We start from the raw sequence: 14307 nt of genomic DNA, 5'->3' as shown, positions 1-14307 counted from the left end.
ATTGGCATGCTCCGCATCAGCGTCCTCGACCAGTCACCGATCGTCGAAGGCTCCAACGGCTCGGAGGCGCTGCACAACACGCTCGACCTCGCGCGCCTGACCGACCGCCTCGGCTTCCACCGCTACTGGGTCGCCGAGCACCACGGCGGCCCGATGCTCGCGAGCCCCAGCCCCGAGGTCCTGATCGGGCCGCTCGCGGCCGCGACCGAGCGGATCCGCGTCGGCTCCGGCGGCGTGATGCTGCCGCACTACAGCCCGCTCAAGGTCGCCGAGAACTTCTCGATGCTGGCCGGCCTCGCGCCGGGGCGGATCGACCTCGGGATCGGCCGCGCGCCCGGTTCCGACGGCCACACGATGCTGGCGCTTCAGCGCGACCGCCGCCAGGCCGCGCCCGACGACTTCCCGCAGCAGCTCGCCGAGCTGCTCGGCTATTTCGAGGACGACCTGCCGCGCGGCCACCCGTTCGCGCGCTATTCGAAGTGGCTGCCGGGGCGCCCGCAGCGGCCCGACGTGTGGCTGCTCGGCTCCTCGCCGCAGAGCGCGCTGTGGGCCGCCGAGCTGGGCGTGCCGTACTCGTTCGCCGACTTCATCAACCCGCGCGGCGCCGCGATCGCGCAGGACTACCGCGAGCGCTTCCAGTCGGGCAAGCGGAGTGAGGCGCCGGAGGTCAACGTCGGCGTCTGGGCGCTCGCCGCCGACAGCGACGAGGAGGCGCAGCTGCTGTCGACCAGCGCCCGCATGGCGATGGCGATGCTGCGCCAGGGGCGGCTGATCGAAGTCCCGACCGTCGAGCGCGCCGTGCGCTTCCTCGAGTCGCAGGGGAGCGAGATCGCCGGCGCGCCGGCCGGTCGCCGCACGATCGTCGGCACGCCCGCGAGAGTGCGGGAGGGGATCGAGCAGGTCGCCGAGGAATATGGCGCCGGCGAGGTCGTCGTGATCACGATCACCCACGACCACGCGGCGCGTCGCCGCTCCTATGAGCTGATCGCGGAGCAGTTCGGTCTCTCCGCAAGCCCGAATCACACCCATCCGGGTGTTGCCATGCAGAGCTGAGAGGGGAGAATTCCCGATCATGAGCACCACCGTCGCCCCCGCGCCCGCCACCCGCAAGACACCGCCGCTGGAGGATCACGTCATCGTCATCTTCGGGGCGACCGGAGACCTCGCGAAACGAAAGCTCTTCCCCGGGCTGTTCCACCTCTTCGCCGCCGGGCTGATGCCGGAGGAGTTCCGCATCATCGGCTCCGGCCGCAACGCGCCGGGCGATGACGACGACTTCCGCGAGCTGGTGCGCGAGGCGCTGGAGGAGTTCGGCCGCCGCGACGTGCGCGAGGAGATATGGGAGCCGTTCGCCAAGCGGCTGTCGTTCACCGCCTCCAGCGCCGGCGACGGCGAGGAGCTGGCCGCGGCGGTCCGCCGCGCCGAGCAGGCGATCGGCCACGCGACGCGGCGGCTGCTGTACCTGTCGGTGCCGCCGTCGGCGATGAAGCCGATGGTGCGGATGCTCGGCGCGACCGGTCTCGTCGCCGGCGCGCGGCTGATCATGGAGAAGCCGTTCGGGACAGATCTGGCGAGCGCGCGCGAGCTGAACGCCGTCCTGCGCGAGGTCGTCGAGGAGGATCAGATCTTCCGCATCGACCACTTCCTCGGCAAGGAGGCGGCGCAGAACATCCTCGCCTTCCGCTTCGCCAACGGCCTCTTCGAGCCGGCCTGGAACCGCAACCACATCTCGCACGTGCAGATCGACGTGCCGGAGACGCTGACCGTCGAGGGGCGGGCGAACTTCTACGAGGGCACCGGCGCCTTCCGCGACATGGTCGTCACCCACCTCTTCCAGCTGCTCGGCTTCGTCGCGCTGGAGCCGCCGGTGAGACTGACGCCGAAGGCGCTGCACCAGGAGAAGGCGAAGGTCTTCGACGCGATGCGCCCGCTGCGTAGAGACAAGGTGATCCTCGGCCAGTACGAGGGCTACCGCGGCGAGCAGGGGGTTGACCCGGACTCGCAGGTCGAGACGTTCGCCGCGATCGAGGTCAAGCTCGACACGTGGCGCTGGGAGGGCGTGCCGTTCCTGCTGCGGACCGGCAAGGCGATGGCCGAGGGCCGCCGCTCGATCACGATCGGCTTCAAGGAGCCGCCGCTGCGGATGTTCGCCGACGACGGCGACTTCGCCCACTGCCAGCGCCCCAACGAGCTGGTCTTCGAGCTGGCAGACACGCCGCGGATAACGGTCGACGTGCGCGCGAAGGTGCCCGGCCCGGCGCTGGAGCTGGGTGCGGCGCCGCTGACGCTCGACTTCGCCGACGCCTTCAAGGAGGGCAACGGCCTGGAGGCGTACGAGCGGCTCGTGCTCGACGTGATGCGCGGCGACCACACGCTCTTCACGAGCTCGCAGGAGATCGAGCGGCTGTGGGAGATCAGCGACCCGCTGCTGCAGGACCCGCCCGCGATCCGGACCTACCGGCGCGGCTCGTGGGGCCCCGACGAGGCGATCGCGCTCGCCGGCAAGCGCGGCTGGCGGCTGCCCGAAGCCGAGCCCTGCTGAGCAGGACGCAGGCCGGCTGAGCAGGGCGCAGGCCGGCCGAGCGGGATGGCGCCAGCCGGCCGGCTCCTGCGGCTCCTGAAACCGGTCGCCCGCTCGACCGCATTCCTGGTTGCGCCCCTGGCGCCGTTAGGCTACCCTCATTCTCGTTAGGGAACCCTAACGTTCATCAAAGGGGCCGACCGGACCGGGCGGGCAGCCGTTCCCTACGCGCGCGGCCTGAATTCACCTAATCAGGAGGACCGATGCTTCGGTCATTCAGCAGGCCCCTGCGCCTGCTCCTCGCCGTGCTCGCGTTCGGCGCGATGACGGCCGCCGTCCCCGCCGCCGCTCAAGCCACAGTGGTCAGCAGAGGCTCGTTCGAGCTGCTACCGCGTCCCTCGTGGGTGACGTACGTCGCGAGATTCGGCGGCACGATAAGAGCGATCTCGCCGGGCTCCGTCAACGCGACGACGAACGTCCTGACCGCCGGTCTCGGCGGGCTAACGTCGACCACGTACAACCTCGTGTCGACCTCCATCGGCAGCGGCCGCGCAGGCTTCGACGGCGGGATCGAATACACGGTCCCCTCGCACGGGATCTCCGTGAAGCTCGACGACTTCTACGTCACGACGACGTCGCCGACGAGCACTGTCGCGCAGGTCTGGGCGCTAGCCGACTACCAGGACATCGCCACCGGCACGCTAACCGGCTACAGACTGACGCAGATAGCGACCGTGAACCTCTCCGGCACCTTCACCGGCTCCACCGGGCCGCTGAGACACAGCTGGAGCAACGCGCCGCTGGCCCTGACGACCGATGGCGCGCTGATCTTCAACGGCGGCACCAACGGCGCCTACAGAGTCGGCGATGCGTTCGGATCGATCAACTGGTGGGTCTCGCTCTAGCCGAGCGGACCGACCCGGCGGCGGCCTGCCAGGGCCGCCGTCGTGAGCGGGCCGCACCCCCGGCCCGCTCACGACCTTCCCCCACGAAGCACAGGAGCAAGCCCGACGCCATGAAGCATCCCGTCCCCCCGCCGCCGCGCCGTCGCACGCTCGCGCTCTCCGGCGCGCTGCTGACGCTGCTGCTCGCGCCCGTCGCCGCCTCCGCCGCCGAGCTGCCGCTCGACCTCGGCGCCTACGACGCGACCTCACTGACCTTCGACGGGCTCAACAGCTCCGTCGGCGCCGAAAGTGCGGACGGCGAGGGGGCCGGCAGCGCCGTCGCCGGCGACTGCAACCTCGACGGCGACGGCAGAGCGGATCTCGTCGTCGGCGCGCCGTACGCGTCCGCGCCGGGGGCGCCCTACCACGGCCGCGCCTACCTCGTCTTCGGCGACTCAGCCCGCAGAGCCGGCAGGTACGGGCTCCCGAACGCCTCGGTCGACCCGCCGAGCGCCGGCACGGTCGAGATCTCCAGCGCTGCGCCGGAGGGGATGGTCGGCAGCGTCGTCGCCTGCGCCGATGTCGACGGCGACGGTCTCGACGACGCGGTGATCGGGAGCGATCTCGGCGGGATGGTGCACGTCATCCACGGCGATGCCGACCTCGGCGCGCATGCCCCGATCTCCGTCGACGCGCTCGGCACGGACGGCTTCACCGTCTCCGGGCCGGGCTTCTACCGCACCCACCTCGCCGCACTGGGCGACCTGAACGACGACGGCAAGGAGGAGTTCGCGATCGGCACCGCCGAAGCCGAGCCCGGCGGCGTCGGCAGCGGCGCCGTCGCGGTCGTCGCCGGCCGCGACGGCACCGACCCGGTCGACCTCAACACGCCCGGCAACGAGCTGCTGACGGTCACCGGCGGGCCCGGCGACGCGGTCACCCGCGTCGCCGCCGTCGGCGACCTCGGCGGCGGCGCCGCCGGCGCCAGAGACGGGATCCCGGACCTGATCGTGGGGGCGCCGGACTTCGACGGCCCGGGGGGCGCCGACTCGGGTGCCGCCTTCGTCGTCAGCGGTGCCGCCCGCGGCACGGTCGACGTGAGGAACTGGGACGACCCGGGCAGCGACGTGATCTTCCCGATCTGGGGGCCGCGCGCCGGCGCGACCGTCGGCGCGACCGTCGCCTCTGCGGGCGACGCGAACGGCGACGGTCTCGACGACCTCGCGATCGGCCTCGGCAACAACGCGAGACTGCCCGCGCCCGACGGCAGAGTGCGCCGCAGCGCATGGGTCGTCTACGGCCGCGGCGACGGCACGGCCGTCGACCTCGGCGCGCTCGGTGACGACGGCTACGCGCTCGACGGCGCGCCGCTGATCACGGCGACCGACGCGCTCGGCACGTCCATCGCCGCGCTCGGCGACGTCAACGGCGACGATCGCGACGACCTCTCGATCGGCGCGCCCGGCTATGACCCGCTCGACGGCGAGCTGACCGGCGCCGCCTCGACCGGCGCCGCCTACGTCGTCTACGGCCGCACTGCGGCCGAGGGCAGCCTCTCGTTGACGAGAATGACCTGCGAGGACGGGGCGCGCGCGATCGGGGCCAGACGGATCACCGGCCTCGGCGCGGCGGTCGCCGCCGGCGGATCATTCAGCTCGGGCGACCAGCACCTGCTCGTCGGCGCGGCGACCGGCGTCACGAGCAACGGCAACTTCGTGCGCGCGATCCCGCTCGCCGACGTGCCGAGATCGTGCAGCAGAGAGGTGGAGCCGCCCGCGCCGCAGATCTACGACGAGGTCGACTGGGGCTTCCGCGAGAACTTCCGCCGCTACGTCACCAACGGCTTCAATCCGGCGCAGCCGGCAGTCCCGATATCGGCGAGCCGCGGAGCGATCTGCGAGGCCAACCCGAACACCGTCCACGGCGGCTGCGATCCGCGCCTCAAGCAGCTCGGGACCGACCCTCTGCCGACGCGCGCGCTGCGCTGGTCACTCGTCGGCGCCAGCGCGACCAACGGCGGCGATGCGACGATCGCCGCGCAGGGCCGCGTCACCTTCCGCTACCCGACCCACTTCTTCACGCTGGCGGTGAGCGACCCGTGGTTCGTGATCGTCGGTGACACGGTGTCGGTGCGGGCGCGGCTCGACCTCGATGTCGACCCGTCGTTCGGCGGCGGCAGATCGACCGACGTGCGGATGACGCTGGCGACCTTCGGACTGGCGGAGCCGGCGCAGGTGACGCCTGGCCGCGTCGTCTGGAGAACCGAGCCCGGCGAGATCAACGCGACCGCCGCGCAGGCGCTCGCCAACGGCACCTTCCTGTCGGCCGGCGCGCAGGTCGACCCGGTCACGATCACGATCCCGCGCTCGCTCGGCGAGCTGCCGGACGAGCCGACGGTGCCGGGGGAGAGGCAGCCGGACGCGCCGAGACCGCCGCCGCTCGTCCCGCCGAGAAAGCCGGTCGTCGTGCCGCCGTCGATCGCGGGCAGCGGCAGCGGCAGGGCGACGCTGCGCAGAGCGGGCAGCGTGCTCGCCGCGACGCTCCGCTGCGGCACGGCGGCCTGCACGGTCGGGGCGCCGAGAGCGGTGACGCTGAAGCTCGGCAGAGGGCGGAGAGCGAGACGCGTCGTGATCGCGGTGCGAGCGCCGAAGCAGCTCGCGAGCGGGCGCAGAGGAGCGGTCGCGTTGGTGCTCGACCACGCCGACCTGCGGGCGCTCGCCGGGCGCACGGTGCGGCTGCGGATCCCGCTCGTGCTGCGCGCCGGCGGCAGACGGGTCGCAAAGACGGTCACCGTGACGATCTCGGTCCCGAGATCGCTTGGCGTGGCGAGGGGGACCGCGCCGAGATCGAAGCCGAAGGGGGCGCGCTAGCGCCAGGGGGAAGGCGGCGCGGCCGGCCTCCGAGGAGGTCGGCCGCGCGCCGCCGCGGCCGCGCGTGCGCCAGGTCTAGGCGCCGCGGCTGCGCGCGGTGTGCATGTCGAGCGCATGCCGCGCGATCAGCGCCGTCGCCTTGATCAGGCGCTCGCGCGTGCGCGCCGCGTCGACGCTGCTGGCCTGATCGCCCTCGCGCGCGACCAGCTCGCGCGTCTCCGCCTCGAGGTCGGCGTAACGCGGCAACGGCAGGTCCGGCAGCTCGTGCGGGATCGCCGAGAGCGGCACCGGATTGTCGAGGTCGAGCAGATCGGCGTAGTGCTCGATCCCGCGGATCGGCCGACCCGAGAGGTCGTCCACGATGCCGCGGCCGTCCTGCAGTTGGCACCAGACCGCCGCCAGCAGGTCGAGGGCCGGCTGCGTGTCGTTGGGGACCTTCGTCTGGGTTGCCATGACCTAATCCTAGTAAACCCGACTGACAATGTCTAGTTTGTATGGCGTGCGCGGACTGCTGGTGTGTCGGCAGCCGCCGCAGAGGGCAGGCAAAGCACGAGGCGGGGCGCCGTGAGGAGCGAACCGCTCGGGGCCGCGGCGCGCTCCCTCGGCGCGTCGCGGTCCACAGTGCTTCGTCCTTCGGTGCATTCCGCGCTAGGCTCGACGGCATGCCGGTGCCGGCGATCGAGACCGCGCGACACAGCTCGCCGCTGGGCTCCTGGGAGATGGCCTACCGCGGCCCGGCGCCGCTGCTGCGCGACGTCGTGCAGCACTACGTCGGCTGGGACGAGCGCACGCCGCTGCCGCTGCGCCGGCGCCAGATGCCGATCGGCGCGGTCCCCGTGATCGTCAGCTTCGGGCTGCCGTTCGACCTGCTCGACCCGGCCGACCCCGACGGCGGCACGCGGCGCCGGCGCGTCTCGTTCGTCGCCGGCCTCCACGACGAGTACGCGATCGTCGAGCACGACGGCCTCAGCCGTGGCGTCGAGATCTACTTCACGCCGCTCGGCGCCCGCCGCGTGCTCGGCCAGCCGCTGCGCGAGCTGGCCAACGCCGTCGTCGCGCTGGAGGACGTGCTCGGCGAGCGCGCCGCGGGCGAGCTGGTCGAGCGGCTCGCGACCGCGCCCGGCTGGCGCGAGCGGTTTGCGCTGCTCGACGTGGCGATCTGCGCGCGGCTGGCCGACGCGCCGCCGCCGCTGCCGTCGGTCGCGTGGGCGTGGCGGCGGCTGGAGGAGAGCGGCGGCCGGCTGGCGATCGGCGCGCTCGCGCAGGAGCTGGGCTGCAGTCGCCGGCATCTCGTCGCGCAGATGCGCGAGCAGCTCGGCCTGCCGCCGAAGACGCTCGCGCGGATCGTTCGCTTCAACCGCGTCGTCGGGCTGCTGCAGCAGGACGACGGCGCGCGCCTGGCCGAGATCGCGCTGCACTGCGGCTACTACGACCAGGCTCATCTCAACCGCGACTTCCGCGCCTTCGCCGGCGACCCGCCGAGCGCCTTCTTCGCCCGTCGCCTGCCCGACGGCGCCGGCTTCGCCGCCTGACGCGGTCCGCGGGTCACGTTCGTCCAAGACGGCACGCGGCGAGGGGCGTAGCGTCGTCGGCACGAACCCGCGAGCAGGAGGGCTGACGAGATGGCCGCGACGAAGACGGCGATGACGACACCGGCGATCGTGCCGATCCTCAACTTCGCGCACGGGCGGAGAACGATCGACTGGCTGTGTGAGGCGTTCGGCTTCGAGCCGTTGATGGTGGTCGCCGGCGAGGACGGCCATGTCGGCCACTGCGAGCTGGCGCTCGGGCGTCAGCTCGTGATGGGCGGCTCGGCCGGCAGCGGCACACCGTACGAGCGGATCTCCCATCCGCCCGGCAGAGCGATGCTGTACGTCGCGCTCGACGGCGGCGTGCGCGAGCACTGCGAGCGGGCGCGCGCGGCCGGGGCGGAGATCGTGCTCGAGCTGGAGGAGAAGGAGTACGGCGGCACCGACTACACCGCGCGCGACCCCGAGGGCAACCTGTGGACGTTCGGCAGCTACGTGCCGGAGGTGCCCGCGGCGTAGCCCGTCGCGGCGGCGCCGCCCCGCGTGCGGCGCCGTCGCGGCGGCGCCGCCCCGAGCCGCGAGCGGCGCCGTTGTAGCCTGAGGCGGGTGATCTATCTCGCACGGCACGGCCGCACGCCTTACAACCACGAGGGGCGCTTTCAGGGGCAGGGCGACGTCCCGCTCGACGAGACCGGCCTCCAGCAGGCGCAGGAGCTGGCGCAGAACGCGGCGCCATACGGCTTCGTCGCGCTGTACGCCAGCCCGCTCAGACGCGCTCGTCAGACGGCCGAGGCGGTCGCCGCCCTCACCGGGCTGGAGATCCGCTTCGACGACCGCCTGATGGAGACCGACACCGGCGACTGGACCGATCGCAGCTTCGAGGAGGTGCGGGCTGAGGACGCCGCGGCCTTCGACGCGTGGCTGACGGGCGATGAGTCGTTCGCCTTTCCGGGCGGCGAGTCCTTTCAGCAGCAGGGCGACCGCGTGATGGCCGCGATCGCCGAGATCGAGCAGGGGCCGCAGCCGGCGCTGGTCGTCTGTCACGGCGTCACGGCGCGGATGGCGCTCGCGCGCCGGCGCGGCGAGCCCGGCCCGATCAGAGCGCCGCTCGCCAACGGCGCGCTCGTCCCGCTCGACGGCGACCCCGCCGAGGCGCAGAAGCCGCCGAGCGCGACGGAGACCGCGGCGAGCTGAGCGCCGCCAGCCGCCGCGCGCGGCGACGACTGCAGCTCTGCTGTCGTTCAGCAGCAGCAGACCTGCACTCGTGCGCGCGCGGCGCTGCTCACGCCGCGAGCGCGAGCAGCGCGGCGATCTGCGCTGGGGCCGCGGTGCCGCTCGCGCGCGTCGCGAGGCTCGCCGCCGCCATTCCCGCGAGCGCTGCGCACCACGCGGCCAGCCGCTCGCGGTCGGCGCCGGCTTCCGAGGCGACCGCGGCGACGCGCGCGTGCGCGGCGGTGACCGAGTCCACGTCCCACAGCGTCAGGTCGACGGCGTCGAAGAGCGGATCGCCGGCGCACGGGCGCGGGTCGATCGCGACGAGGCCGCGTCTGCTCCCGCCGTCGAGCACGTTGCCGGGATGGAGGTCGCCGTGGACGAGCGCGGGCGGGACGGCGCGGTCGTCGCTGAGCTGGCGCGCCAGCGCGTGACCGCGCTCGAGCATGCCGGCCGGGACCGCCCGCTGCATGGCAGCGTCAGCGGCGCGACGCGAGCGCCATCTGCCAGCGCGCGGCGAGCGCGGCGGCTCGCGCCGGCAGTCCGTCGAGCCACGGCATCGCGCGGGCGCCGAAGCGCTCGGTCAAGCGGCGGCGGATCGCCTCGTCGAGCATCGCGCCATCAAACCACCGCGCGCCCGTCGCGGCGGCGCTTGGCAGGATCGGCGCCGTTGCGCTCGAATGGGATGAGCGCCCCATGGCCAGCTCGCTCGAGCAGCTCCAGCAGGTGACCGGCGCCGACGTCGCCGAGCTGCTGCGCGCCCGCGAACGGACGGCGGAGCGGATCGCGAGGCGTCGCGAGCTGCTGTCCGCGCTCGCCGTCGACGACGACGCGACCGTCGTGCTGATGGGCTCGTGGGGCCGCCGCGAGCTGACGCCGCGCTCCGACGACGACTACATGGTGCTCGTGCGCGGGGCGAAGAGAAGCGCGCCGCCGCGGCCGCTGCCGGAGGCGGTCGGGCGAGCCTTCGCCGCCGATCCGTCGGGGTCGAGCAGCCCAGGGCGCGAAGGGATCTTCGCGAAGGTCGTCTACTCGGCCGACCTCGTCCAGAGAATCGGCCTCGACGACGACTCCAACACCAACCTGACGCGGCGGATGCTGCTGATGCTGGAGTCGGTCGCGGCCTGCAATCCGGCGGTGCTCGAAGGCACTCGTCGCGACGTGATCGAGGACTACCTGAGCGACTCGGTCAAGGAGTTCCGCCCGCCGCGCTTCCTGCTCAACGACCTCGTCCGCTACTGGCGCACGATCGGCGTCGACTTCGTCGCGAAGGATCGTCAGCGCGCCGGCGAGGGGTGGGGGCTGCGCAATGCGAAGCTGCGCACCTCGCGCAAGCTGCTGTTCGCGAGCGGCCTGCTGCCGGTGCTGCGCTGCCACGAGCTGACCGCCGGGCAGATCCCCGACTTCCTCGCCGCGCAGTTCGCGCTGCCGCCGGCCGACCGCGTCGCCGCCGCCTTCCTGCACTACGAGGCGCTGATCCCCGGCGCTGCCGTCTTCGGCGCCTACGATCGCTTCCTGCGGCTGATCGGCGACGAGCAGGTGCGCGCCGAGCTGCACGCGATCGACGGCCGTGAAGCCGCCGACGCCTCGGAGCGGTTCGCCGAGGTGACCCAGCTCGGCCACGCGATCGATCGCGGCCTGATCAGCCTGCTGTTCGGCGACGGGCTGCGCAGAACGACGCAGGACTACGCGATCTTCTGAGACCGGAAAGCGTCAGCGCGGAGGCAGCGGCGCTTCGAGCACCCACGGCACACCCGTGCACCGTTCGAGCACCGGCAGGAACGCCTCGGCGTCCTCCGGCCGCAGCGGGACGTGCGCGCCGCTGCGCTCGATCGAGCTGACGTGGACCTCGGCGAGGCGGTCGCCGAAGGCGTCGACCAGCTCGTGCGCGAGCGCCATCGAGGGGTCGTGCAGCTGGGCGTGCGCGATGTCGAAGCAGAAGCGCGCTCGCGGCAGTCGCTCGAAGTACGGGGCCAGCTCGGCCGCGGTGCGCGCGTCCGACTTGCGCGGGTCCATGTTCTCCAGCCGCAGCCGGCTGCCGAGCGCGGCGAAGGCGCCGGCGTCGCCGAGCGTCTCCGGGTGCATGACGATCCCCTCGACCGACGCGGGCAGCTCGGCGAGCATCCGCGCGAGCGGCTCGGCGGCGTCGTCCCAGCCCTTCGACGGGCCGTGGACCGAGACGTGGCGGAACGGCAGCTCCGCGACGTTGTCGAGGAAGGAGAGAAGGCTCGGCAGCTCGCGGGCGCTCAGCGCCGACAGCTCGACGACGTCGTCGGAGAGCACCTCGGCGGCGGCCGCCAGGCGCGGCCAGTCGCCGCGCGCGCCGATCATGTAGCCGGTCGAGACGCCGATCAGCCCGTCGTTGCAGGCGAGCAGCTCTTCGATCTCGCTCACGGTGTGGATGATCTCGGCGGGGGCCAGCATCGGGAGGAAGACCCTAACCGGGGCTTCGGACCGAACCGGCCCCAACGGGGCCGGCTCGTCCGCAACGTGCGGCCTTTTCTCGCGCTGCCTAACGAGCGGCGACGCGCCAGCCGTGCGTCGCTACTCGACGCCGGTCCCGGTCGGGCAGACGGACTTGATCGTCTTGATCCCGAGCAGGTCGGCGATCACGCTGTTGGGCGCGATCCCGCAGCCGACGTCGGCGCTGCCGAAGTCGACGACGACCCAGCTCTTGGTGCCGGCCGGCTGGACGGCGATCACGTAGCCGCCCTGGAGGCTGTCCTGCCATCTCGGCTTCGGCGCGACGGTCGCGGTCGCCCACGATCTGCTGATCGTCGAGATCTTCGCGTCGATCACGCGGTATCTCGCCTTGAAGTCGGGGTCGCCGCCGCCGAGCGGCGACGCGAAGACGGCCTTCGCGAGCGCGGCGGTCTGCGCTCTCGTCGCCTTTCTGGCCGCGCCGGCCGGCGCGGTGCTGAGCAGGCAGGCGAGCAGTGCGATCGCCGCGGCGAGCGTCCAGCGGGTGCGTGACATCGAGTTCCTCCGTGGATCGGTGCGTCGAGGCGCCGGATCCTAATGCCCGGAGGTGACCTTCAGCCCGACGACCGACGCGAGCAGCAGTGCGAGGAAGAAGATCCGCGCCACGCTCGCCGGCTCGTTGAAGAGGAAGATCCCGAGCGTCGCGGCGCCGGCCGCGCCGATCCCGACCCAGACGCCGTAGGCGGTGCCGATCGGCAGCGTCTTGGAGGCGTGCGAGAGCAGCAGCAGCGACGCGATCATCGCGGCGACGGTCGGTATCGAGGGGGCGAGCTTGGTGAAGCCGTCGGTGTACTTGAGGCCGATCGCCCAGGCGACTTCGAGCATGGCGGCGGCGGACAGAATGAGCCAGGGCATGAGTGATGCGCTCCTGCGGACGTGTGGGGGGCAAGGCTGATGCGCGTCGTCTTGGCTGACCGGGTACGGCGCGTCTCGTCCGGGACCGGATCGACTAAGTGAGACCACGGTCGCGTTTAGCGTAGCACGCCCCGCAGGGTGGCGGAAGATCCCATCACGGCATGGCCCGCCGGGGCGACGCCGTGGAACTTCCAAATGCGAAGCACCACTACGCTCACGGGCATGCCGCTGATCTGGCGTGTGCTGGCGACGAACGCGGCCGTGCTCGCCGTGGCGGTCGCCGTGCTCGTGCTCACGCCCGTGACCGTCAGCGAGGACCCGACCGCCTGGGAGATCGCGATCCTGCTGCTCGGGGTGCTCGTGCTGCTGGTGCTCGACTGGCTGCTGCTGCGGCGCGCCTTCGCGCCGCTGGACCAGCTCGCCGCGTTCGCGCGCGGCGTCGACCCGTTGCGACCGGGCGAGCGGGTCGCGGGCGAGCGCGGCTCGGACCCGCACGTCGCCGCCGTCACGCGCGCGATCAACGAGATGATCGAGCGGCTGGAGCGCGAGCGGCGCGATTCCGCACGCGACGCGCTCTCCGCGCAGGAGGCCGAGCGGATCCGGATCGCGCGCGAGCTGCACGACGAGGTCGGACAGACGCTGACCGCCGTCGTGCTGCAGCTGGAGCGCGCGGTGCGCGACGCCGACGCCGGCCGCGCCGAGCAGCGCGAGCACGTCGAGGAGGCGCGCGAGCTGGCCCGGCACGCGGCGGAGGAGGTGCGCGAGATCGCCCGCCGGCTGCGCCCGGAGGCGCTCGACGACCTCGGCATCGCCAGCGCGCTCGTCTCGCTGGCGACCGCGAGCGGCCGTCACAGCGGCGTGCGCGTGACGCACAAGATCGACCCGGGGCTGCCACGCCTCGGCGACGACGAGGAGCTGGTCGTCTACCGCGTCGCGCAGGAGGCGCTGACGAACGTCGCGCGCCACGCCGGCACCGAGACGGCCGAGCTGCGGCTGGAGGCGCAGCCGCCCGGGGCGGTGACGCTGACGGTGCGCGACCGCGGCGCCGGCTTCGACCCGGCGGCGGTCGAGCGCGGCGGCGAGCGCGGGATCCGCGGCATGCGCGAGCGGGCAGTGCTGGTCAACGCGCGGCTGCAGCTCGACAGCGCGCCCGGGGTGGGCACGACGGTGCGGCTGACGGTGCCGTGCTCAGATGGCGCAGACCGCGGCGCGTCCGACGCAGACCGTGGCGCGCCCGATGCAGATCGCGGCGCGCATGACGCAGACGGCGGCGCGGACGGTGCGCGATGAGCACCCCGCTGATCACCCGCATCCTGCTCGCCGACGACCACGCGGTCGTGCGCGCGGGGCTGCGGCTGGTGCTCGACGGCGAGCCCGACCTGCGCGTCGTGGCGGAGGTCGCCGACGGCGCCGAGGCGGTCGAGCGCGGCGCCGCCGACGACGTCGACCTCGCGATCCTCGACGTCGCGATGCCGCGGCTGACCGGCCTGCAGGCGGCCGCCGAGCTGAGCCGCCGCGCGCCGCGCCTGCGGATCCTGATGCTGTCGATGCACGACAACGAGCAGTACCTGTTCGAGGCGCTGAAGGCCGGCGCCTCGGGCTACGTGCTGAAGACGGCGGCCGACAGGGACCTCGTCGAGGCGGTGCGCGCGGCGATGCGCGGCGAGTCGTTCCTCTACCCGGCCGCGATCACCGCGCTCGTGCGCGACTACCTGGAGCGCGCCAGCGCCGGCGAGGACGCGCCCGAGGACCCGCTCACCGTGCGCGAGCTGCAGGTGCTGAAGCTGATCGCCGAGGCGCACACCAACGACCAGATCGCGCTCGAGCTGGGGATCGCGAGACGGACCGTCGAACGCCACCGCGCGAACATCCTCGGCAAGCTGCACATGCGCGACCGCGTCGAGCTGACGCGCTATGCGATCCGCCGCGGGCTCGTGCAGCCGTAGGCCACGCGT

Annotated in this window: 16 protein-coding genes and 1 riboswitch; of the genes, 10 read left to right on the top strand and 6 right to left on the bottom strand. The window is 73.0% G+C overall.

Going from position 1 to position 14307, the window contains the following annotated elements:
• Positions 1-6 precede the first annotated feature (6 nt).
• From R7226_RS15230 to R7226_RS15215, 4 genes are all read left to right on the top strand, one after another.
• Entirely contained in the window at positions 7-1053 is a 1047-nt protein-coding gene (locus tag R7226_RS15230; RefSeq protein WP_318598034.1) for an LLM class flavin-dependent oxidoreductase, read from the top strand.
• A gap of 19 nt (positions 1054-1072) precedes the next feature.
• Positions 1073-2542, top strand: a complete 1470-nt coding sequence (gene zwf, locus R7226_RS15225; RefSeq protein WP_318598033.1) for a glucose-6-phosphate dehydrogenase — start codon at positions 1073-1075, stop codon at positions 2540-2542.
• A 242-nt stretch (positions 2543-2784) separates the two neighbouring features.
• On the top strand, positions 2785-3426 hold the full coding sequence (locus R7226_RS15220) for an HtaA domain-containing protein (protein WP_318598032.1): 642 nt from the start codon (positions 2785-2787) through the stop codon (positions 3424-3426).
• Positions 3427-3536: 110 nt separating this feature from the next.
• The gene (locus R7226_RS15215; RefSeq protein WP_318598031.1) at positions 3537-6275 is read left to right on the top strand and encodes an HtaA domain-containing protein; all 2739 of its coding nucleotides are present in this window, start codon (positions 3537-3539) and stop codon (positions 6273-6275) included.
• 75 nt (positions 6276-6350) lie between these two features.
• Here R7226_RS15215 and R7226_RS15210 read toward each other — a convergent pair whose 3' ends face one another.
• Positions 6351-6728, bottom strand: a complete 378-nt coding sequence (locus R7226_RS15210; protein ID WP_318598030.1) for a hypothetical protein — start codon at positions 6726-6728, stop codon at positions 6351-6353.
• Between the two features lie 209 nt (positions 6729-6937).
• Here R7226_RS15210 and R7226_RS15205 point away from each other — a divergent pair, with 209 nt between their 5' ends.
• The 3 genes from R7226_RS15205 to R7226_RS15195 all read left to right on the top strand — a co-directional run bounded on the left by R7226_RS15205 (position 6938) and on the right by R7226_RS15195 (position 8998).
• On the top strand, positions 6938-7807 hold the full coding sequence (locus R7226_RS15205) for an AraC family transcriptional regulator (RefSeq protein WP_318598029.1): 870 nt from the start codon (positions 6938-6940) through the stop codon (positions 7805-7807).
• Positions 7808-7897: 90 nt separating this feature from the next.
• Entirely contained in the window at positions 7898-8323 is a 426-nt protein-coding gene (locus R7226_RS15200) for a VOC family protein (RefSeq protein WP_318598028.1), read from the top strand.
• An 87-nt stretch (positions 8324-8410) separates the two neighbouring features.
• A complete protein-coding gene (locus R7226_RS15195) occupies positions 8411-8998 on the top strand; it encodes a histidine phosphatase family protein (RefSeq protein WP_318598026.1) in 588 nt (195 codons plus the stop codon).
• Positions 8999-9086: 88 nt separating this feature from the next.
• Here R7226_RS15195 and R7226_RS15190 read toward each other — a convergent pair whose 3' ends face one another.
• Positions 9087-9488, bottom strand: a complete 402-nt coding sequence (locus R7226_RS15190) for an aminoglycoside phosphotransferase family protein (protein ID WP_318598025.1) — start codon at positions 9486-9488, stop codon at positions 9087-9089.
• 7 nt (positions 9489-9495) lie between these two features.
• Positions 9496-9630: a hypothetical protein gene (locus tag R7226_RS15185; protein WP_318598024.1), complete on the bottom strand. Its 135-nt coding sequence runs from the start codon at positions 9628-9630 to the stop codon at positions 9496-9498.
• An 82-nt stretch (positions 9631-9712) separates the two neighbouring features.
• Between R7226_RS15185 and R7226_RS15180 the strand changes: the two genes are divergently transcribed.
• On the top strand, positions 9713-10717 hold the full coding sequence (locus tag R7226_RS15180; protein ID WP_318598023.1) for a hypothetical protein: 1005 nt from the start codon (positions 9713-9715) through the stop codon (positions 10715-10717).
• 12 nt (positions 10718-10729) lie between these two features.
• On the opposite strand, the gene R7226_RS15175 is transcribed toward R7226_RS15180, so the two are convergent.
• The 3 genes from R7226_RS15175 to sugE form a co-directional block, all read right to left on the bottom strand.
• Positions 10730-11410, bottom strand: a complete 681-nt coding sequence (locus R7226_RS15175; RefSeq protein WP_318598022.1) for a hypothetical protein — start codon at positions 11408-11410, stop codon at positions 10730-10732.
• Positions 11411-11560: 150 nt separating this feature from the next.
• Complete coding sequence (locus R7226_RS15170) at positions 11561-11992, bottom strand: hypothetical protein (protein ID WP_318598021.1); 432 nt, start codon at positions 11990-11992, stop codon at positions 11561-11563.
• A 39-nt stretch (positions 11993-12031) separates the two neighbouring features.
• Entirely contained in the window at positions 12032-12352 is a 321-nt protein-coding gene (sugE, locus tag R7226_RS15165) for a quaternary ammonium compound efflux SMR transporter SugE (protein WP_318598020.1), read from the bottom strand.
• A gap of 40 nt (positions 12353-12392) precedes the next feature.
• Positions 12393-12452, bottom strand: a riboswitch (guanidine-III (ykkC-III) riboswitch).
• Between the two features lie 122 nt (positions 12453-12574).
• On the opposite strand from sugE, the gene R7226_RS15160 reads away from it, so the two are divergent.
• Both R7226_RS15160 and R7226_RS15155 read left to right on the top strand, forming a co-directional pair.
• The gene (locus R7226_RS15160; RefSeq protein ID WP_318598019.1) at positions 12575-13642 is read left to right on the top strand and encodes a sensor histidine kinase; all 1068 of its coding nucleotides are present in this window, start codon (positions 12575-12577) and stop codon (positions 13640-13642) included.
• Entirely contained in the window at positions 13639-14298 is a 660-nt protein-coding gene (locus R7226_RS15155) for a response regulator transcription factor (protein WP_318598018.1), read from the top strand. The genes R7226_RS15160 and R7226_RS15155 overlap by 4 nt, the downstream gene beginning before the upstream one ends.
• Positions 14299-14307 lie beyond the last annotated feature (9 nt).

The organism is Conexibacter stalactiti (assembly GCF_033542075.1).
In the GTDB taxonomy this organism is placed as follows: domain Bacteria; phylum Actinomycetota; class Thermoleophilia; order Solirubrobacterales; family Solirubrobacteraceae; genus Conexibacter; species Conexibacter stalactiti.
Note: the sequence above shows the minus strand (reverse complement) of the source record. Positions and strands in the feature narration are given on the sequence as shown.